Origin of the sequence: uncultured Methanobrevibacter sp. (assembly GCF_902764455.1) — an archaeon.
GTDB lineage: Archaea > Methanobacteriota > Methanobacteria > Methanobacteriales > Methanobacteriaceae > Methanocatella.
On sequence record NZ_CACWVY010000036.1, the window covers coordinates 1 to 19,816 of the forward strand.

Genomic DNA, 19,816 nt, shown 5'->3' on the forward strand with positions numbered 1-19,816 from the left:
TGTGATATCAGCAGTGTAGTTTCCGACATTAAGCATATCTTCAAGAACAACCTTGCCGTTATCGATAACCATGTATACTGTGTAGTTTTCAGCACCGCTCACATCAAATCTGACAAATCCGGTAGCATTAGGATTAACATTAACAGTTATTGTCACGTTATTGTCAATGACATTGACATCTGCGTCGACTGTTGTGTTTTCAAGGAAAATTTCATTAACAACAAAGGAAATGTCAGTAGTGTTGGAGTTGAATTCATCATCTCCTAGATATGTTGCTGTTACTGTGTATTCGCCAGGAAGCATGACTGTATCCCATACAGCAACGCCGTCATTAACGTTTACAGCCACTACCTTATTATCCAATGTAAATTCAACAAATCCAGTTGCATTTTCGTTGACCTCAACAGTAATGGTCACATTATAACCTGTTACACTAGCATCAGCATCAATTGTTGTGTTCTGCTTGACATATTCTCTAACTTCAAATTCAGCTGAAGTAGCATTAGGATTGAACTTATCGTTACCCATATAGGTTACTGCTACAGTATAAATTCTAGCAGGTAAATTGACATTGTAAACTGCCTGACCATTGTTAACTGCAAGGTATACTGATTGTCCGTCAATATTAAACTCAATAAGGCCGGTAGCCATTTTACTGACAGTGGCAGTTATTGTCACATTGTTTTCAACAGTAGTTACATTAACATCAATTGGAGTATTTTTCAGTTCACTGGAGGTTTTAAACACTGTAAATGAAACTGTTGTAGATGCATTATTGAAATTATCATCACCAAGATAGTTTACATTAGCAGAGTATGTTGCAGGCAAGAAATCATAAGTGAAAGATGCTTTTCCGTCTTCAACCGGAAGCATAACTGTCGCCTAAAATTTCAATAGTGACAAAACCTGTAGCATTCTCATCAATGCCCACATCTATTGTTACAGTGGCTTGATCAATAGTAGGAACTGCACTTATAGGTGTGTCCTTTTTGACGTGTCCGCTAATCTCAAAGCTTACTGTTGTAGCGTTAGGGTTGAAGTTTTCATCACCCATATATGTGATATCCGCTGTGTATTCTCCGACAATAAGTACATCTTCAAGAACAACCTTGCCATCATCAATAGATAGGTATACTGTGTAGTTTTCAGCACCGCTCACATCAAATCTGACAAAGCCGGTAGCATTAGGATTAACATTAACAGTTATTGTCACGTTATTGTCAATGACATTGACATCTGCGTCGACTGTTGTGTTTTCAAGGAAAATTTCTTTAACAATAACGGAAATGTCTTGTTACTGTGTATTCGCCAGGATTCATGAATGTTTCCCATACGGCAACACCGTCAACAGCCCTTATAACTACAACCTTGCCATCCAATGCAAATTCTACAAATCCGGTTGCATTTTCATTGATTTTAGCACTAATGGTTACATCATAACCTGCTACGCTAACATCGGATTCTATTGTTGTGTTCTGTTTGATGTGATCTGTAACTTCAAATTCAGCTGAAGTGGCATTTGGATTGAATTTTTCATCACCCATGTATGTAATGACTACTGTATATGTGTTTGCAGGTAAATTAAGATTATATACTACCTGACCGTTGTTTACAGCAAGGTATACTACCTGACCTGCAATATTAAACTCAATAAGGCCTGTTGCCATTTGATTAACTGTAGCAGTTATTGTCACATCGTTTTCCACAGTGGTTACATTAACATCAATATTGGTGTTTTTAAGCTCATCAGATGTTTCAAATACGCTGAATGAAGCTGTTGTGGATGCATTATTGAAGTTTTCATCTCCTAAATATTTTACATTGGCTGAGTATATTCCTGGGAAGAAATCATAGGTGAAAACAGCTTTTCCGTCTTCAACAGGAAGCATGAATGTCTGACCTAAAATGTCAATAGTGACATAACCTGTAGCGTTCTCATCAACTCCTACATCAATAGTTACTGTAGACTTATTGACATTAGTGACTGCACTTATTGGTGTGTCCTTTTTAACGTGTTCTAAAACTTCGAAGCTTATGCTTGTGCTGTTAGGGTTGTAGTTTTCATCTCCGAGATATGTAATGTCAGCTAAGTATTCACCGACAGTCAATACGTCTTCAAGAACAACCTTACCCTCATCAATTGCCATGTATACAGTATAGTTTTCAGCACCTGTGACCTCAAACATGATTAATCCGGTAGCATTAGGATCAACATTAACAGTTATTGTCACGTTATTGCCGACAATATCCGCAATAGCATCGATTGTTGTGTTTTCAAGAAGCATTTCTTCAACAACAAATGAAATGTCTGTAGCATTGGAGTTGAATTCATCATCTCCAAGATATGTTGCTGTTACTGTGTATTCGCCAGGACTCATGAATGTTTCCCATACAGCAACGCCGTCAACAACTTTTACAGCCACTACCTTATTATCCAATGCAAATTGAACAAATCCTGTTGCATTTTCGTTAACTTCGACAGTAATGGCCACATTATAACCAGTTACTGCAGCATCGCCTTCAATTGTTGTATTCTGTTTTATATGGTCTAAAACTTCAAATTCAGCTGAAGTGGCATTAGGATTGTACTTGTCATCACCCAGATAGGTAACTACCACTGTATATGTGTTTGCAGGTAAAATAAGATTGGATATTGTTGCCTGACCGTTGTTAACAGCAAGATATACTGCCTGTCCTGCAATATTAAATTCAATAAGGCCGGTAGCCAATTTATCGACTGTTGCTGTAATTGTCACGTTGTTTTCAACAGTAGTTACATTAACATCAATAGTTGTATTTCTCAATTTAGGAGATATTTCAGATACGGTAAATGAAGTGTTTGCAGATGCTTCATTGAAGTTATCGTCTCCTAAATATTTTACATTGGCTGAGTATGTTCCAGGCAAGAAATCATATGTGAAAACAGCTTTTCCGTCTTCAACAGGAATCATAACAGTTCTGCCTGAAATCTCAATGGTCACATAACCTGTAGCGTTCTCATCTACACCTACATTGATTGTTACTTCTGTTTCATTAACATCAGGCTCAACGGTTATCGGTGTGTCCTTTTTGATGTGTCCTAAAATTTCAAAGCTTACTGAAGTAATGTTAGGGTTGAAGTTTTCATCACCCATGTATGTGATATCAGCAGTGTAGTTTCCGACAGACAATACGTCTTCAAGAACAACTTTTCCATCTGAAAGAACCATGTATAAAACGTAGTTTTCAGGACCGCTGACATTAAATTTGACAAATCCTGTTGCACGTTCATTTACATTTACTGTTATGGTCACGTTATTGTCAATAATACTGACGATTGCATCGATTGGAGTGTTTTCAAGAAGCATTTCTTCAACAACAAATGAAACGTCTGTAGCATTGGAGTTGAACTCGTCATCTCCAAGATATGTTGCTGTTACTGTGTATTCGCCAGGACTCATGAATGTTTCCCATACTGCAACACCGTCAACAACTTTTACGGCCACAACAGTGTTATTCAATGCAAATTCAATAAATCCTGTTGCATTTTCATTGACTTCGGCGGTAACGGTTACATCATAACCTGCTACACTAGCATTGGCGTCAATTGTAGTGTTCTGCTTGATGTGGTCTGAAACCTCAAAATCAGCAGAAGTGGAATTAGGATTGAACTTGTCATCACCCATATATGTAACTACTACAGTGTATGCACCTGCAGGTAAATTGACATCATAAACCGCTTGACCGTTGTTAACAGGAAGATATACGGCTTGACCTTCAATATTAAATTCAATAAGGCCGGTAGCCAATTTATTAACTGTTGCTGTAATTGTCACATTATTGTCTACGGTAGTTACATTAACCTCAATTGTAGTATTTTTCATTTCAGGGGATGTTTCAAGTACTGTAAATGAAGTGGTTGTGGATGCTTCATTGAAGTTGTCATCACCTAAATATTTTACAATTGCGGAGTATGTTGCAGGGAAGAAATCATAAGTGAAAACCGCTTTTCCTTTTGAAACAGGAACAAGGAATGTTTGACCCACTACATCAATAGTGACATTGCCTGTAGCAGCTTCGTCGACAGTTGTAACTATTGTAACTGTAGTGCCGTTTACGCTTGGATTTGCTTCAATTTCTGTATCATTTTTGACGTGTTCGAGAATTTCAAAGCTTACTGATGTGCTTTTGCTGTTATAGTTATCGTCTCCGAGATATGTTGCAGGTACGGTGTATTTTCCAGGAAGTTGTCTTGTTTTAAGTACTGCTTCACCATCGGAAACTTTTACATATAGCTTGTTGTTATCCAGTGTGAACTCTACATATCCTGTTGCATCATCATCAACTTCAACTGTAATGCTTACATCCTGTCCTTCTACTGAAGCGCTGGCTTTGATTGAAGGGTCTTTTTTGACGTGTTCTGCTACTGTGAATCTTACAGATGTGGAATTCGGGTTGAATCTGGTGTCACCAAGATAGGTTACATATACATTATAATTGCCTGCAGTGAGATTTGTATTATAGACTGCACGGCCATTGTTTACTGGAGCGTAAAATGCTTTGCCTGCAACATTGAATTCGATGATTCCGCTTGCAAGAGGGCTTACAGTAGCAGTAATGGTTACATCATTATCATTCACATTAACATCCGCATTAATTGGTGTGTTTTTCTTTTCACTGCTTCCGCTATCCACAACAGTGAATGAAACATCAGTAGATGCTGTATTGAATTTATCATCACCCATGTAAACTACATTGGCATCATAGGTTGCAGGTGGGAACTCATTGGAGAAGCTAGCAGTTCCGCTTACTACCGGAACGAGGTAATACTGGCCTAAAACAGCAATAGTGACATAACCTGTTGGAGTAGCAGACTTAAGGTCGGATTCCAATTTTATATTAATAGTAACTGTCCTGTTGTTAACACTAGGACGGGCAGTGATTTCAACATCTGCTTTAGTAGGTTCTTCAACAGTGAATTCAGCCATAGTGCTTGAAGGATTGTAGTTTTCATCACCGCCATATTCTACTCCTGCATCATATTTGCCAGGTTCGAAAGTGGAATAGAAAACTCCCATACCATTATTCAAGTCAACTAAATATTTAACTCCCTTGATTTCAAGTGTTACTGTACCAGTAATCGGAGATGAACCAGAAGAGCCTCCACTGGAGCCTGAACCACTGGAGTCGCCGGAACTTGAACCTCCTGATATAAGGCCTGAAACAATGTCTACAGCAGTAGTTGCAGCCATAGAACCTGCAGCACCACCATAATAACCGCCAGCAAGACCAGCAATACCTTTAATAATACCAGTCAAATCATCATCACCGGAACCACCACTGGAACCACCACCCATAAAGGAACCAATGATTCCACCAATAGAATCAGTTATCCAGTCAGATCCACCGGATTCATCGCCTCCGATAATTCCTGAAATAACACCTGCCAAAGCACTATAATCAACACCTCCGGATTCACCAGATTCTCCAGATTCTCCAGTCACTTTAATAAGTCCATAAATATAATTGGTAATATCTGATGTATCTTCAGCAGTAACGACAATCATCATGGAAACGTCTTTGCCGTCAACCATAGGGACTGCAATAATTTTTGTGTCGAGTTTTGATGGTTCTTCTACTTTAAATGTGGTTATTGTGCTTGAACCTCGTCTCCGGGGTATGCGATATTTGCTGCATATTCGCCAGGTTCGAATGTGGAATAGAAAACACACTTGCCGTTTTGTAAATCAACTAGATATTTTACTCCTTTGATTTCAACTGTTACTGCACCGGTGGCATCAGTTGAACCTGAAGTGCCGGATTCTCCACTGGATCCGCCGGAACTTGAACCTCCTGATATGAGGCCTGAAATAATGTCTACGGCGGTTGTTGCTGCCATGGAACCTGTGGCGCCGCCATAATAACCGCCAGCAAGGCCTGCAATACCTTTAATAATGCCAGTTAAATCATCATCGCCTGAATCGCCGCCGGAACTGCCGCCCATAAATGAACCAATGATTCCTCCAATTGCATCAGTCATCCAGTCAGATTCGCCGGATTCGCCGCCTCCGATAATTCCTGAAATAACGCCTGCCAAAGCGCTATAGTCAACACTTCCGGATTCTCCGGATTCTTCAGAACCGCTAGTTATTTTAATGAGGCTATAAAGGTAATTGGTAATATCTGATGTATCTCCGTCTGTAACGACAATCATTATGGAAACGTCTTTGCCGTCAACCATAGGAACAGCAATAATTTTAGTGTCGAGTTTGGAATTCTCTTTAACTGTGAATGATTTGGATGTTGAGTTAGGATTGAATACGGAATCTCCGGAGTAATATACGTCAACATCATAATCTCCAAATGGTAAATATAATTCATAAACAGCTTTTCCTTTAGTAACAGGCACATTAACAAGTTTATCTCCAATGACAAACTCAATAAATCCAGTAGCAGATGGGTCAACAGTAGCGGTAATGCGCACATCATTGACTACCTCACCAAAAGTAACATCAGCAGATATGTTTGTATTTGTCCTGATAACTGTTATTGTAGCGTTTTTTGTTACTGGGTTATAGCCGAAAACAGGTATTGTTGTGACTGTTAAAGTATGATTGCCACCATCCAAACCTGAAATCGGAATGGTGAAATTATTGACAACATTGACCTCCTTTCCGTCAATCATTGCGGTTATTCCGGTTGCATTTTTGGTCTTTACAGTTAGATTATATGTCTCTCCACGTCTTAAAACCAGATCCTCAAGTGTTAATTCTGAATAAGCATCAGTGATGGTAACAGTTCCATATTGGACATCTAAATAGTAAAATTCATCACATATTGCACTTATCGGATAAACTCCATAGTTATCAAATGTATATTCTGCCCACCATGTACCGTTAGCACCATAATTAGCATCGATGACAGAGCCGTCTGGTAAAACAAACTGTAAATGACGGTTCACAACTTCATTATATATATTGGAATTTGCAGTGAGGTTTACAGTCATATTGTTAGTTGTAAGGGAGTTTACATTTACATAGATCTTCATATTTGGAAATATATAGTCGGCTGATGTATAATAGGTATCTTCGTCATGGCGAATACTAATGTAAAAGTTGCTATTAAGATTTTGATTCAAAATAATCTTTCCTTCATTATTTGTGACGAAAACATCATTAAAAACAACACCACTATTATCAACAAATCCAACAGTTATATTTTGACCTGCTTCCCTAGTGGATCTGGATGGCTTTACAGGGTTAGGACCTGTGGTTGAAATACCATTTGAGCTCCAATAAATCACATTGGTAAAAATGATGTCAATATCATTATCAGAATAGATCGCATTTATAAGGTTGTTCTGGCCTGAGAAAATAATTTCAATTTTGTTATCATTCAGTGTCACTTGTAAAGGATTATAAGTATCTACGTCTGCCCTATTGTCTAAGAAAATAGAATTGGAAATAGTATTATTTGTTTTAGAATTACTGTTGGAGAAATAAATTGCAGAACCGGCTGTCGCATTATTGCCTGAGAAACTAGAAGATGTCACACTACCTGAATCCATGTAGACAGCACCACCGTTTCCCTTGGTCACGATATTATTATTGAATTCACAACCAACTACATTTCCGTAATCTTCAAAATTAATTGCACCTCCATCATACAATGCTCGGTTATTATAAAACTTACAATCTTTCACATTTAAATTCTTTTCAGCGTAAAGCGCACCACCATATATTGCATAGTTATTAGTGAAAATACAATCTGAAAAAGCACCCTCATTCTTAAAATAAACTGCACCGCCCATAATAGCGGTGTTATTGGTAAAATTACAATTTCTGACATTGCCTGAATATAAATTAACTGCACCACCATCTTCAGCAGTGTTATTATTAAAATTACAATTTATAATCTCACCATTATATTCATAGGAAACTGCACCACCATATACTGCAGAATTATCTGAAAAATTACAATTTCTGACATTACCCATTTCTGACTTGAGAGCACCTCCATTACGCCCTGCATGGTTATTATTGAAATTACAATTTGTCACATCACCACTATACGTGAAGTAAACTGCACCACCATCATTAGAAGCAGAGTTATTATTAAAATTACAATTTATCACTTCACCACTTCTACCTGAGAAGTAAACTGCACTACCATCCTCAGAAACATAGTTGTTAGTAAAATTACACTTTGTCACAATACCTGAATATATGTTGACAGCACCGCCCCAATTAATATCGCCAGTTGCTTTGTTATTAACAAAATTACAATTTGTCACAATACCATACCTTACATAAAGTGCACCACCATCAGCAAACGCAGAGTTACCTATGAAAGTACAGTCTGTAACCATATTATTATAATCTGGAGGACTAGTCGAATCACCAGGTGACGCTCCAGACTGAAAATAAACTGCACCCCCAGCATATGTATCCTTACCATCTGCGTGGTTATTAATAAAAATACAATTTGTCAGACTTCCTCTACCTTGCATAAAAACTGCACCGCCCTTAGTCGAAGAAGAGCAATTAATAAAAGTACAATCTATCAAATTAGTGGTAGCATGACTGCCTGAATAGATGGCTCCACCTCCTCCAGTACTTTTACTGCCTATAATAGTCAGATTCTTAATTACTATAGTTTTATCATCCATTATATCAAATATGGGGAAAGATGCATGTGACACGTCAATAATCGCACCGTTACCATCAAAAGAGTTTGTTAATCTAATTGTATCATACTTCTGACCAAGACTTGTTCTACCATCATAAATATGGTATATTTTTTTGGTTAATTTACCATTATAAGCTTCCACCATCAAATCCATATAATCACTTTCTTCACCTGCACCCATGATTTGCGAATCACTAGCACCAGTTACTATTTGTTTATCATCCGTTTGTATCAACGTATTATTATTTTCGCTTATTTGCAGATTATCCTCTATTATTCCATCATTTGAGGATAATTCCATTTCTTCCGTATCTTGACTGGCTATTGCCGTATTATTCACATCACCTGCACTTGCAGCTGCCATTGTGAATAGGAAAATAACCAGTATCAATAGGATTATAATTTTTTTATATTTCATTTTCTCGACACCTTGAATATACATTCAATTTAAATAGTTTAGATTTAACAGAAAATATTAAAAATCACTATTTTTGCTAAAAACATTTAATACAATAAAGATTATATTAATAAATATATAAATAAATTTTGTAAAAAATAATTTACATTCTTCTATATTTTGAATTAAAATTAGAATATATATTTAATATTATCATTGCATACTATGGCTATTAATCATTATAGTTAGTTACCAAACTTTTTCTATAGGTTTCAAACCATGTCATATACTTTTGTATCTAAAATCGACTCAAAGTAAGTATTTATAGTTAATTCTTGTAAAAATTCTTTGGATTCTAAATAATAATGTTTTATTTCTCTTTTCATTTGTCTCCAATTTTGTTTGATTGGATTTAAATGGGGAGAGTATGGTGGGAGGTTTTTTAATACGATATTGGGATTTAAAGCTGTTTTTTTATGAATGCGGATTTGTGGATGTTATAATCATCAAGAATTAAACATATTCTTTGTTCGGTTTGCTTTTTTGTAATTATATTTTCTTTTCTAAAAGATTTAATGTAATTTTTCTTCTTTTCTTTACATTGTTGATTGATTATCTATTGCAGTGTTTTTCCAATTATTTAAGCAATAGTGGAGGTTGTATTGTCCTTATATTTTTCAAGTGTTTTTAAAATTTTTTTAGTGAAAACTTCTTTTTTGTGTTAGTTTGGCTAACTTGAAGGTTTACAATTCCTTTGCTGTTGCTTTTTGAGGTAATTGTTTTTTTGACAAAAATTAAATATTGAAATTATGAAGGGTTCAAAGCGATGCCTTCACTCATGTCTAAAATAGGAAAAATATCTTTTCAGCATGATTGGTGAGCTTTGATTAATAGCAGGTGTGGTGTTAAATATAATGCTATTAATTTTCGTATTTACATTAATTTTTCTGTTTTTTCGCCAAACCAGCCTTTTCTGGTTCCGACATAATATAAGCCTAATGCTGAAATTGTAGTAACAATCATTGTTGAAGCAAAATCGAAAGGGCTGATTACGGATGAACTTATTTCAAATCCTATAGCTACAAAATAGGCACTGGTTAGATTATTCACACTGTGGAGTGCAGAACCAACTTCCAAACCATTGCTGCGCCAGGTCAAAAGTCCTAAAATCATTCCCTGTACGAATACTCCGAGTACTCCCAAAATACTATAAGGGTGCATTGATGCAAAAACTATGGATTGGAGAATTATTGCCAGGAGGGGTATTTTAAACCATGATCCGAAGGTTTGCATAATTAAACCCCGGATAAAGTATTCTTCTGCAATACATTGTAAAGGTATAATAATTAAGCATATTAAAAAGAATGCCAGTGTTAGTGTATTTGGGCCAACAGGACCACGAATTAGGGAAGTTACAGTTTCATAGATTAAATACACAACTAATGGAATGCTTAATGATTTAAAAAATAGTTTCCAATCCCATCCTCCTCGTGATGATGAATAGGAGGAAAATGGTCTGTCTCGAACAATTTTGGAAGCAATATAAAGTGAGGGAAGAAATATTACCACGGATAAATAACTGATGTAGCTTCCAACTTCAGAATTCAAAGACTCGTATCCTTGTGTTAATTGGATAACTGCATCCAGTCCGTAGGTCATCCCAAAAATTACAAATATTAAAACTTGCAGTATTATGTATACAATTGCTCCGGTTATGAAAACAAGTATGGGTTTATACCATTTGTATGTTTCAAAAGTTCTGGGGAATGTTATATATTCCGGAAAGTCATCTTCGCTCATGATTATAATATTATTTTAAAAATATATAAATTTCATATTCAAATATATATTAATTGATGGAGAAGAAAAATTTACTCTTATTGATTTGTACAGTATTGTCATTTTTCACGGTTTTTGCGGTCAATGCAGTGACTATTGTAATTCCCAGCATTGCAACTGAATTTGGAATGAGCAATATTGTTCAAAACTGGGTAACTATTATTTTTTTATTGGTTGTGGCAGTCCTTTCAGTTCCTGCAGGTCAGATTTCAGCAAAATACGGCCTTAAGAAAGTCACAATTATAAGTGTAGTTTTATTTATCATAATTTCAATTGTCAATGTTATTGTCACATCACAGGAACAGTTCCTGGTTTGCAGATTGATTTTAGGAATTTCTCTGGCATTTATTAATGTTACTTCAATGGCAATGATTGTGAATGCTTTTCCTCCTGAAGAGCGTGGAAAGGCATTGGGAATAAATATCACCGGTGTTTATGTGGGTTTATCCCTGTCTCCTGTTATTGGGGGAATTTTGAATTATAATTTGGGATGGAAATCCGTAGTGCTTTTTGGCGTACCTTTTCTGTTTGTAATTCTGGCATTGCTTTTAACAAAAATTGATGATGAATGGATTTCCTTTGAGGGTATACCATTAGACGTTAAAGGATCACTGACATACGGTATAGGAATGGTATTGTTTATGTATGGATTTACCATACTGAACACTCAGTTGGGAATTATTTTAACCATCTTGGGAGTTGTAATCTTAATAATATTTGCAATGATTGAGCTAAGACAGTCCTATCCTGTTTTTGATATCCGATTTTTCAAAAACCATAAGTTTCTATCAGCCAATTTCGCATCACTCTGTGCATATCTTGCGACATATGCAGTCACAACAATCCTGAATTATCACCTGCAATACATCAAGGGATTTGATTCACAGACTGCAGGAATGATATTGCTTGTAGCACCGTTGTGTCAGGTAGTGCTGGCTCCAATTGCCGGCAGATTGTCCGACAGGTTCGTACCGCAAATCCTTGCAGCTATCGGAATGGCGCTTGGAACAATTTCACTGTTCCTGTTTTCATCTTTGGACAGTGCAACATCAATGGAATTTTTAATCGTGGCAATGATAATTTATGGAATCGGTTTCGGATTGTTTTCACCGCCAAATACAAATGTCATCATGGGTTCAGTTCCGCCAAAGGACACATCAGTTGCTTCAGCGGCAGTTGCAACAATGCGTACTGTAGGTCAGGCGATGAGTATGGGAATATTGACATTGGTATTTGCATTTGTAATGGGTGATGTTCCGATAATTGAGCAGTACTATCCTCTATTGATAAGCAGCTGTCAAATAACTTGCATTATTTGTGTGGTGTTATGTATTGCATCTGTATTTGCTTCATTTGTGGGAATCAAGTCAAATAATTAGTTATTTAAAAATAATTTAAAGATTATACATTAATAAAAATAAAAAAGAAGTTGAAAGATAGTTTATCTTTCTTCAACGGTCACTTTGTTCATTACGTCGCCCTGTTGGATTGCATTAACAACATCCTGACCTTTAATAACTTGACCGAATACGGTGTGAACACCGTCTAAATGTGGTTGTGGGCTGTGAGTAATGAAGAATTGGCTTCCTCCGGTATCTTTACCTGCGTGTGCCATGGATAATGCACCAGTTCCGTGTCTGTGAGGATTTCCTTCAGTTTCACATTTAATGGTGTATCCTGGTCCTCCGGTACCGTTTCCTTTTGGACATCCTCCTTGGATTACAAAGTTAGGAATAACTCTGTGAAATGTTAATCCGTCATAAAAACCTTCATTTGCTAATTTTTCAAAGTTAGCTACAGTACCTGGAGCTTCATTTGGGAATAATTCCAATTCAATATTTCCTTTATCAGTTTCAATTATAGCGACTTTCATTTTATCACCAATTTTAAATATTATTAATAGTATAAATGTTAATGATTAAATACTTTATGGAGATTTTTTATGAACACTCAAGAACTTATTAAAATTGAAGACGATTATTTCATTAACACTTTCACAAGACAACCTGTCGTTTTAGATCATGGAGAAGGTGTTAAAGTAACCGATATTGACGGAAACGAATATTTAGACATGTTTGCAGGTATTGCTGTTAATGCTTTAGGTCATAATCACCCTAAACTTGTAAAAGCAATCCAAGAACAAGCTGAAAAGCTCATTCATATTTCAAGCATTTATTATAATGAACCTGCTTTGCTTTATGCTAAAAAATTAATTGATAGAACCAATTTCGACAGAATATTCTATTCTAACAGCGGTGCTGAAGCTAACGAAGGAGCTATTAAATTAGCTATCAAATACACAGGAAAAAGTGAAGTTATCTCAACAATCGAATCATTCCACGGAAGAACTTCAATGACTCTTGCTGCAACTGGTCATGCAGATTATCAGGAACCGTTTAAAGCAATATTGCCTAATGGTTTTATTAATGTGGAATACAATAACATTGAAGCTTTAAAAGAAGCAGTCAATGAAAATACTGCCGCAATCATTGTTGAACCTATACAAGGTGAAGGCGGAGTCAATGTACCTGATATTGAATATTTAAAGGAAATAGAAAAAATATGTCATGAAAAAGACATTGTATTCATTGTTGATGAAGTGCAGACAGGATTTGGAAGATGCGGAACATTATTTGCACATGAACTGTTCGACGTCAAACCTGATATCATGACAATGGCTAAAGGAATTGGCGGAGGAGTTCCAATGGGCGGAATTCTTGCAACCGAAAAAGTAGCTGGTGCTTTTGTGCCTGGTGATCACGGAACCACTTTCGGAGGAGGACCTTTAGTCTGTGCAGCAGCAAATGCAATATTGGATACTTTTGATGAAGAAAATATCCTTGACAATGTTAATGAAGTTGGAGATTACTTCATTGAAGAGCTTAAAAAATTGGATAAGGAAATAATTGCTGATGTAAGAGGAAAAGGTCTGATGGTTGGTGTGGAACTTACCAAGCCTGGTGCAGAATATGTTGATAAATTCAGAGAAGCAGGATTTTTAATTAACTGTACTGCAGGAAATGTTTTAAGATTTGTTCCACCTTTAATAGTTACAAAAGCCGATATTGACGAATTTGTTAAAGCTATGGATGAAATATTATAGGTGATTTAATGGGTGTCCACACTGAATATTCCTGTAGCAAATGTGGATTTAAACTGGAAGATTTCTCTAATATTTTCTGGATTGATGCAAATAAACAGGTTTATGTGGATATTTTAACTGTTAGGGCTTCCAATGAAGCTTCTAAAGGATTAGTATTGGGTGGAATCTATAAATACTACTGTTATGACTGTGACGAAATTATTTATAATTTCCACATTACAGCAAAATCAGATTTCATTGAAAGGGATGAAATAATCGAGCTTATAGAAAATCTGGATGAAAATGTCAAAATCATAGATTTTGACTCCAAATTCCAGAATTGTATTGAGTGCGGAAAAAATTTGGATTTGAAATTGGAAAAATCATTTGCTCTCGATGATGAGGGTGAGTTTTTCATAGAGGATTCAAATCACAATGCATTTTCAGAAAAGAATCTTGATTTAAGCGGTAAATATTATGGTTATTTCTGCAGGGACTGTTCCAAGCAGATTAACAAATTTGTAATTTTTGAAAACAATGCAGAATTGGATGAATCTTTAATAAAAGAGATTTTAGAAGACCACACTAATGATTTGACTGTATTTATCAATGACACTTATGCTTTTTGCCCTCATTGTGGAAGTGAACTAAGTGTGTTGGGTGAATCTTCAAAATGTCCAAGCTGCAGAGAAGGGGAATTGGTGTTGGATAATCAATCTTTCATCGATTAAATTTCCCAATTTCTTTTTTTTAATAGTTTTTTAAGAGATGTTGATATATTCAATGTTTTAATTTCTTCTAAAGTGGCCCACTTCCAGTCAGTGTGTTCATCACTTATTTTAACTTCACCTTCAATGTTTTCAAGATACATCATAATTTGTACTGTTCTTTTGTGGGAGTAGTCATTCTGGATTGCTTCACAAAAGTCTCCGACACTAACATCAAGGTTTGTCTCCTCCTTGATTTCACGAACGAGTGCATCAGTAAAGAATTCTCCGCTCTCCACTTTTCCTCCGGGAAGTTCCCACATTTCAGGGTCAGTTCTACTTTTCGGATGTCTTTTTAAAACTAAAAGTTCATTATTATTTTTGATTATTCCTCTTACTGTAAGTCCATAAGCTTTCATATTATTATTTTAAATTTCAACTATTATAATTTCAATGGAAAAATTAATCTGTGTTTCATCAGTGAACCTTTTAATGTTTAAATTTTTAAGAGATTTTCTAACATGATGTTGTGTTTTTTTCTTTTTTTCAGTTGATTTGTTACTCCAATCGGCAAAATATTTTCCTTCACTAATTTTAAATAGATTGAACTAAATATCTATTTACATAATGTAACTTTTTAGGAGTTTTATTATGGATTTAAATATTAAAGTAAATGATAAAAACCATTTAGATATTGGTGGTGCCGATGCTATTGACATCGCAGAAGAATTTGGAACTCCAACCTATGTAATTGATGAGAATAGGATAAGAGATAACTATAACAGATTTTATAGTACTTTTTCAAAATATTACCCTGATTTTAAAGTATTTTATGCATGTAAGGCCAATACCAACCTTGCAGTATTAAAAATATTGGAAAGTGAAGGCTGCTGTATTGATGCAGTTTCACCTGGAGAAGTTTACACTTCTAAAAAAATCGGATTTTCAGGTGACAGAATATTATTCACAGGTAACAACATCACTAATGAAGAATTAAAATTTGTGCATGATGAAGGAGTGGTCTTAAATATAGATTCTGTATCTGCACTTAAAAGACTGGCCAAAATGGTTGATCCTGAAGGATTGAAAATTTCATTTAGGGTAAACCCAATGGTTGGTGCAGGTCACCACGACCACTGTATCACTGGTGGGGTAATGAGTAAATTTGGTATTATGGACAATGAAGCTGTTGAAGTTTATCAGTTAGCTAAAGAATTGGGCTTTAATCCTATTGGTATGCATTCTCATATCGGTTCAGGTATTTTAGATCCGGAACCTTTCAAATTAGCTATCGAATCTACAATGGATATTGCAGGAAAAGTTCATCAGGAAGCTGGAATTGATTTCGAATTTGTTGATTTCGGAGGAGGTGTTGGTGTTCCTTACACTCCTGAAGAAAACATAGTGGATTTAGACAAATTTGCAGAAGTCAATGTAGGCTTATTTAAAGAAAAATTAGAAGAATTTGACATGGGCAATCCTACAATGTTTTTAGAGCCTGGAAGATACATTGTTGCTGATGCAAGCGTACTTTTAGTAACTGTTAACAGTGTAAAACAAAGTTACAGAAAATTCATTGGGGTAGACGCTGGTTTCCACACCCTCTTAAGACCTGCAATGTATGATTCATACCATCATATTGTTGATGCAAGCAAAATGGATGCTCCAATTACTCAGGAAGTGGATATTGCAGGTAACGTATGTGAATCCGGAGATTTATTTGCACGTGACAGACCAATGCCTGATGTCGAAGAAGGCGATGTATTGGGTATTCTTAATGCAGGAGCATATGGATTTACAATGTCTTCAAATTACAACTCAAGACCTCTTGCAGCTGAAGTGTTAGTAACTGACGGAAAATGCAATGTAGTACGTGAAAGACAAACCTTTGAAGATTTATACGCACAACAAATCATTCCGCCACATTTAGAATAAGTTGATACTATGTTAGACTTAAAAGGATTAAAATTTTCAAAAATGCATGGCATAGGCAATGACTTTCCAATAATCGATGAAAGTAAAGGGGAAGTTATTCCAGAAGCCGATAAACCGGAAGCCTGCAGAATATTATGCCACAGAAACTTCGGTGTAGGTGGAGACGGCGTATTGTTTGTTGTTCCATCTGAAGTTGCTGACATTGGATATAGGATGTTCAATCCGGATGGAAGTGAAGCCGAAATGTGTGGAAATGGTATAAGATGCTTTGGTGACTTTGTTTACAGAAAAGGCATTTTAAAACAGGAAAAAATGACTGTTGAAACCAGAGCAGGAATAAAAACCATTGAAATAACACTGGAAGATGATGAACCGGTATTATTTAAAGTTGATATGGGTCTTTCAACATTTAAAACCACTGAAATTCCAATGACCAGTGATGAAGATGAATTTTTGGATGGCGAACTTGATGTTTTAGATACAAAATTCAACTTAACAGCAATCAGTGTCGGAAATCCTCATGCTATAATCTTTGTTGATAATGTGGATGAGATTGACATTAACAAGTACGGTCCGGCTATTGAAGCTCATGAAGTTTTCCCTGAAAAAATCAATGTGCACTTCGTTGAAGTTATTTCAAAAAATGAAGGTAAAATGATTACCTGGGAAAGGGGTGCAGGTGTAACACTTGCATGCGGAACAGGTGCAACTTCCACAGCTATTTCAGGCTATAAACTAGGTTTATTCGATGAAAATGTATTGCTCCACTTGCCTGGTGGAGACCTGAACTTTACAATTTATGAAAAAGAAGATGCTCTTGGAGCCTTCATGGAAGGTCCTGCAGAGCTTGTTTTCGATGGAGAATTCTAATTCTCCTATTTATTTACTTTTTTTCTGTATACTCCAAGTGCTATATCAATTACTGCGAGTATAACTATTAACGCAGTCCAGATGCTTGGTCCGCCTCTAAGAATTGCAAATATTATTGCAAGAATTAAAAGGGCAGCTCCTGTTAAAATTGACATTTTCCATTGTTCCATTATATCACCATTCCTAAATTTTGTAAGCATTAATTAAAGTAATATCTTCAAAAAAGAAGTGTTCTTTTGCGGCAATTTCAGCTATAAATCCTAATTCGTCCAGCATCTGCAGGGTCATATTGTTGTCTGAAAATGAAGACTGAATTAGCTGAACAATTCCTCGATCATTTAAATGATTTCCCACTTCATTTAAAAATAAATCTATAACTTTTCTACCATTTAATCCACCGTCAAATGCATAATTTAAATTGCTGTCAATAACTTCGTCTTCTTCAGTAGGTAGATATGGAGTATTAAATAAAATTACATCAAACTTTCTATTTTTTACAGGTTCGAAGAGATTTCCAAATAAGATTTCAATATTTTCAATGTGGTTTTGCTCGAAATTTTTCCTTGCAAGTTCGCAGGCATCGAAGTTGATGTCTGTTACGGTAATCTTATCAGTTAATTTTGAAGCATACATTGCAACAATTCCTGATCCGGTTCCAATCTCAAGAACACTTTGACCTTCTTTTATGATTAAATTTTCAGCAAGAAGATAACTGTCTTCAGCAGGAATATAAACGTTGTCATCTGTATTTATTATAAATTCGGACATATTATCTACCCATTTAAAATTAAATTCAATTCTTTTGATAAAAATAGTATCTCTTCAGGGCTGATAGCTGTTACTCTTTTTTTAAGGTACTCATTTATTTCATCGTTTTCAATTGAGTTGATTTTGTTTTTCATCTCTTTTTTATCAAGGTCGCAGACCACGTGCCTGGAATCGATAAGGGCATTTCTGATTTTTTTATTTCTGTGCTGGAACAGAGCCTTTGTATAATTTGAATAAACTTTAAAATCATCTTTGCTGATTTTATTTTCTTTTGGTGTGAGTTTTACAACAGTTGAATCAATTTGCGGCTTTGGAATAAAGCTTTCAGAACTTACGTCAGTTAATTTTTCAACATCACATTTAAAATAAAGCATTGCAGACAGTCTGGAATAGTCTTTTGTGTTTACCTGACCGTTCATTCGCCTTGCAAACTCCTTTTGATACATCAAGACGGCTAAATCAAAATCATAATTTAAAAATTTAAAGGTGATTGGTGATGAAATTTGATAAGGTAGATTGGAGATGATTTTATTGAATTTCGGAAAATCAATGTTTAGTGCATCATCATTAATTAATTCTACATTATCTATTTTTTCTTCTTCAAGTCTTTCACTTAAGATATTCGCTATTTTGGTGTCCTGTTCAATAGCTATTACTTTTCCGGCTTTTTTGGCAAGTTCAATTGTTAGTGTTCCGATTCCAGTTCCGATTTCCAGCACAACATCATCTTTTGTGAGATTTCCGAAATTAATTATTTGGTCTCTTTTGTTTTTATCAATCAGATAATTCTGACCAAGATTTTTATTTAATTTTATCCCATACTTATTTAAGATGCCTTTTGTTGTTTTAGATAAAGACTGGCTGGACTCACTATTCAAATTATCACTTTATCTTCTAGGTTTTCTTGGAGGCTGGGTAAAGATATAATATTTATTTTTACCTCTTCTTACAGTTGAGGTATCTAATTCTTGTTTAACTCTGTTAACAATCATTCCTGCAGGATCAGTTAATGTTGGAAGCCTTTTGGTAATGTCTTCAAAACTTTCGAAAGGCTTTTCTTCTCTTGCTTTGATTATGTCCCACATATATTTTTTACCAATTCCAGGAATTAACTCTAAACTGTGAAGCCTTGTACTTAATGAATCAGTAGTATTGAAGAAATTGACATATTTTTCTTCGTTTGCTTCAACAATGTCACGAATTGCATATTCCAATTCGATTCTGCTTGTTGCAGTTAAATTTTCGAAATCTAATTTCCCTAAAACTCTGTATATTTTATCTCTCTTACCTTTTCCAATATAAACGGTATCTTGAATTTCCAAATCTACACCAGTTTTTGGAGCTAATTCTAGTAAAGTGAATTGTTCAGTACCAATAGCTTGAGCAATAGCTTTTCCACCAAATTTGGACATATCAGATTTAACATATCCTCTACTTAAATAATCAAGTATAACAGCATATTCTTCTTTTTTCACTGTTGGTGTTTTCTCTTTTTTTTTGTTCCTATTATCCATAGTATCACTCCACTATTGTTTTTCATTTGTCAAAAAA

17 protein-coding genes are annotated in these 19,816 nt (G+C 35.4%); 5 read left to right on the forward strand and 12 right to left on the reverse strand.

Features of this window, described 5'->3' with window-relative positions; translation table 11 throughout:
• The 6 genes from QZU75_RS10215 to QZU75_RS10235 all read right to left on the reverse strand — a co-directional run.
• Positions 1–873 (reverse strand): Ig-like domain-containing protein (locus tag QZU75_RS10215; protein WP_296883523.1); only part of this gene is annotated, 873 nt, incomplete at its 3' end.
• Positions 860–1,213, reverse strand: a complete 354-nt coding sequence (locus QZU75_RS10220; protein ID WP_296883524.1) for a hypothetical protein — start codon at positions 1,211–1,213, stop codon at positions 860–862. The genes QZU75_RS10220 and QZU75_RS10215, both read right to left, overlap by 14 nt.
• 58 nt (positions 1,214–1,271) lie before the next feature.
• On the reverse strand, positions 1,272–5,573 hold the full coding sequence (locus QZU75_RS10225) for an Ig-like domain-containing protein (RefSeq protein WP_296883526.1): 4,302 nt from the start codon (positions 5,571–5,573) through the stop codon (positions 1,272–1,274).
• 56 nt (positions 5,574–5,629) lie between these two features.
• Complete coding sequence (locus QZU75_RS10230) at positions 5,630–9,085, reverse strand: Ig-like domain repeat protein (protein ID WP_296883528.1); 3,456 nt, start codon at positions 9,083–9,085, stop codon at positions 5,630–5,632.
• Between the two features lie 251 nt (positions 9,086–9,336).
• Complete coding sequence (locus QZU75_RS12760) at positions 9,337–9,552, reverse strand: transposase (RefSeq protein ID WP_363139650.1); 216 nt, start codon at positions 9,550–9,552, stop codon at positions 9,337–9,339.
• 445 nt (positions 9,553–9,997) lie between these two features.
• Positions 9,998–10,864, reverse strand: a complete 867-nt coding sequence (locus QZU75_RS10235; RefSeq protein WP_296883529.1) for a CPBP family intramembrane glutamic endopeptidase — start codon at positions 10,862–10,864, stop codon at positions 9,998–10,000.
• A 56-nt stretch (positions 10,865–10,920) separates the two neighbouring features.
• Between QZU75_RS10235 and QZU75_RS10240 the strand changes: the two genes are divergently transcribed.
• Positions 10,921–12,282, forward strand: a complete 1,362-nt coding sequence (locus QZU75_RS10240; protein ID WP_296883531.1) for an MFS transporter — start codon at positions 10,921–10,923, stop codon at positions 12,280–12,282.
• 62 nt (positions 12,283–12,344) lie between these two features.
• Here QZU75_RS10240 and QZU75_RS10245 read toward each other — a convergent pair whose 3' ends face one another.
• Positions 12,345–12,776, reverse strand: a complete 432-nt coding sequence (locus QZU75_RS10245; RefSeq protein WP_296805747.1) for a peptidylprolyl isomerase — start codon at positions 12,774–12,776, stop codon at positions 12,345–12,347.
• 69 nt (positions 12,777–12,845) lie between these two features.
• Between QZU75_RS10245 and QZU75_RS10250 the strand changes: the two genes are divergently transcribed.
• Together QZU75_RS10250 and QZU75_RS10255 are read left to right on the forward strand one after the other, a co-directional pair.
• Positions 12,846–14,006 (forward strand): acetylornithine transaminase, encoded by a 1,161-nt coding sequence (locus QZU75_RS10250; protein WP_296883533.1) that lies wholly within the window; start codon positions 12,846–12,848, stop codon positions 14,004–14,006.
• 8 nt (positions 14,007–14,014) lie between these two features.
• Positions 14,015–14,716: a hypothetical protein gene (locus QZU75_RS10255; protein ID WP_296883535.1), complete on the forward strand. Its 702-nt coding sequence runs from the start codon at positions 14,015–14,017 to the stop codon at positions 14,714–14,716.
• On the opposite strand, the gene QZU75_RS10260 is transcribed toward QZU75_RS10255, so the two are convergent.
• Positions 14,713–15,111 carry an NUDIX domain-containing protein gene (locus QZU75_RS10260; protein WP_296883537.1) on the reverse strand — a complete coding sequence of 133 codons (399 nt, stop codon included), beginning with the start codon at positions 15,109–15,111 and terminating at the stop codon, positions 14,713–14,715. The genes QZU75_RS10255 and QZU75_RS10260 overlap by 4 nt on opposite strands.
• Positions 15,112–15,343: 232 nt before the next feature.
• Here QZU75_RS10260 and lysA point away from each other — a divergent pair, with 232 nt between their 5' ends.
• Positions 15,344–16,627 carry a diaminopimelate decarboxylase gene (gene lysA / locus QZU75_RS10265; protein ID WP_296883538.1) on the forward strand — a complete coding sequence of 428 codons (1,284 nt, stop codon included), beginning with the start codon at positions 15,344–15,346 and terminating at the stop codon, positions 16,625–16,627.
• Positions 16,628–16,636: 9 nt separating this feature from the next.
• Positions 16,637–17,497 carry a diaminopimelate epimerase gene (gene dapF / locus QZU75_RS10270; protein WP_296883540.1) on the forward strand — a complete coding sequence of 287 codons (861 nt, stop codon included), beginning with the start codon at positions 16,637–16,639 and terminating at the stop codon, positions 17,495–17,497.
• Between the two features lie 5 nt (positions 17,498–17,502).
• Here the strand turns inward: dapF and QZU75_RS10275 are convergent, their stop codons facing one another.
• The 4 genes from QZU75_RS10275 to QZU75_RS10290 are packed head-to-tail and all read right to left on the reverse strand — an operon-like array spanning position 17,503 to position 19,779.
• The gene (locus QZU75_RS10275; RefSeq protein ID WP_296883541.1) at positions 17,503–17,667 is read right to left on the reverse strand and encodes a hypothetical protein; all 165 of its coding nucleotides are present in this window, start codon (positions 17,665–17,667) and stop codon (positions 17,503–17,505) included.
• 13 nt (positions 17,668–17,680) lie between these two features.
• Positions 17,681–18,265: a HemK2/MTQ2 family protein methyltransferase gene (locus QZU75_RS10280; RefSeq protein WP_296883542.1), complete on the reverse strand. Its 585-nt coding sequence runs from the start codon at positions 18,263–18,265 to the stop codon at positions 17,681–17,683.
• 5 nt (positions 18,266–18,270) lie between these two features.
• On the reverse strand, positions 18,271–19,143 hold the full coding sequence (gene rsmA, locus QZU75_RS10285; protein ID WP_296883543.1) for a 16S rRNA (adenine(1518)-N(6)/adenine(1519)-N(6))-dimethyltransferase RsmA: 873 nt from the start codon (positions 19,141–19,143) through the stop codon (positions 18,271–18,273).
• A gap of 9 nt (positions 19,144–19,152) precedes the next feature.
• Complete coding sequence (locus tag QZU75_RS10290; RefSeq protein ID WP_296883544.1) at positions 19,153–19,779, reverse strand: DUF655 domain-containing protein; 627 nt, start codon at positions 19,777–19,779, stop codon at positions 19,153–19,155.
• Between the last annotated feature and the right edge of the window lie 37 nt (positions 19,780–19,816).

Bases quoted from the DNA above. Each gene is read 5' to 3' on its own strand.
- QZU75_RS10250 (WP_296883533.1), top strand. From the start codon at position 12,846: ATGAACACTCAAGAACTTATTAAAATTGAAGACGATTATTTCATTAAC.
- QZU75_RS10255 (WP_296883535.1), top strand. From the start codon at position 14,015: ATGGGTGTCCACACTGAATATTCCTGTAGCAAATGTGGATTTAAACTG.
- QZU75_RS10290 (WP_296883544.1), bottom strand. From the start codon at position 19,779: ATGGATAATAGGAACAAAAAAAAAGAGAAAACACCAACAGTGAAAAAA.
- QZU75_RS10280 (WP_296883542.1), bottom strand. From the start codon at position 18,265: ATGTCCGAATTTATAATAAATACAGATGACAACGTTTATATTCCTGCT.
- QZU75_RS10235 (WP_296883529.1), bottom strand. From the start codon at position 10,864: ATGAGCGAAGATGACTTTCCGGAATATATAACATTCCCCAGAACTTTT.
- QZU75_RS10225 (WP_296883526.1), bottom strand. From the start codon at position 5,573: ATGGTTGACGGCAAAGACGTTTCCATGATGATTGTCGTTACTGCTGAA.
- QZU75_RS10245 (WP_296805747.1), bottom strand. From the start codon at position 12,776: ATGAAAGTCGCTATAATTGAAACTGATAAAGGAAATATTGAATTGGAA.
- dapF (WP_296883540.1), top strand. From the start codon at position 16,637: ATGTTAGACTTAAAAGGATTAAAATTTTCAAAAATGCATGGCATAGGC.
- QZU75_RS10240 (WP_296883531.1), top strand. From the start codon at position 10,921: ATGGAGAAGAAAAATTTACTCTTATTGATTTGTACAGTATTGTCATTT.
- QZU75_RS10275 (WP_296883541.1), bottom strand. From the start codon at position 17,667: ATGGAACAATGGAAAATGTCAATTTTAACAGGAGCTGCCCTTTTAATT.
- QZU75_RS10230 (WP_296883528.1), bottom strand. From the start codon at position 9,085: ATGAAATATAAAAAAATTATAATCCTATTGATACTGGTTATTTTCCTA.
- lysA (WP_296883538.1), top strand. From the start codon at position 15,344: ATGGATTTAAATATTAAAGTAAATGATAAAAACCATTTAGATATTGGT.
- QZU75_RS10260 (WP_296883537.1), bottom strand. From the start codon at position 15,111: ATGAAAGCTTATGGACTTACAGTAAGAGGAATAATCAAAAATAATAAT.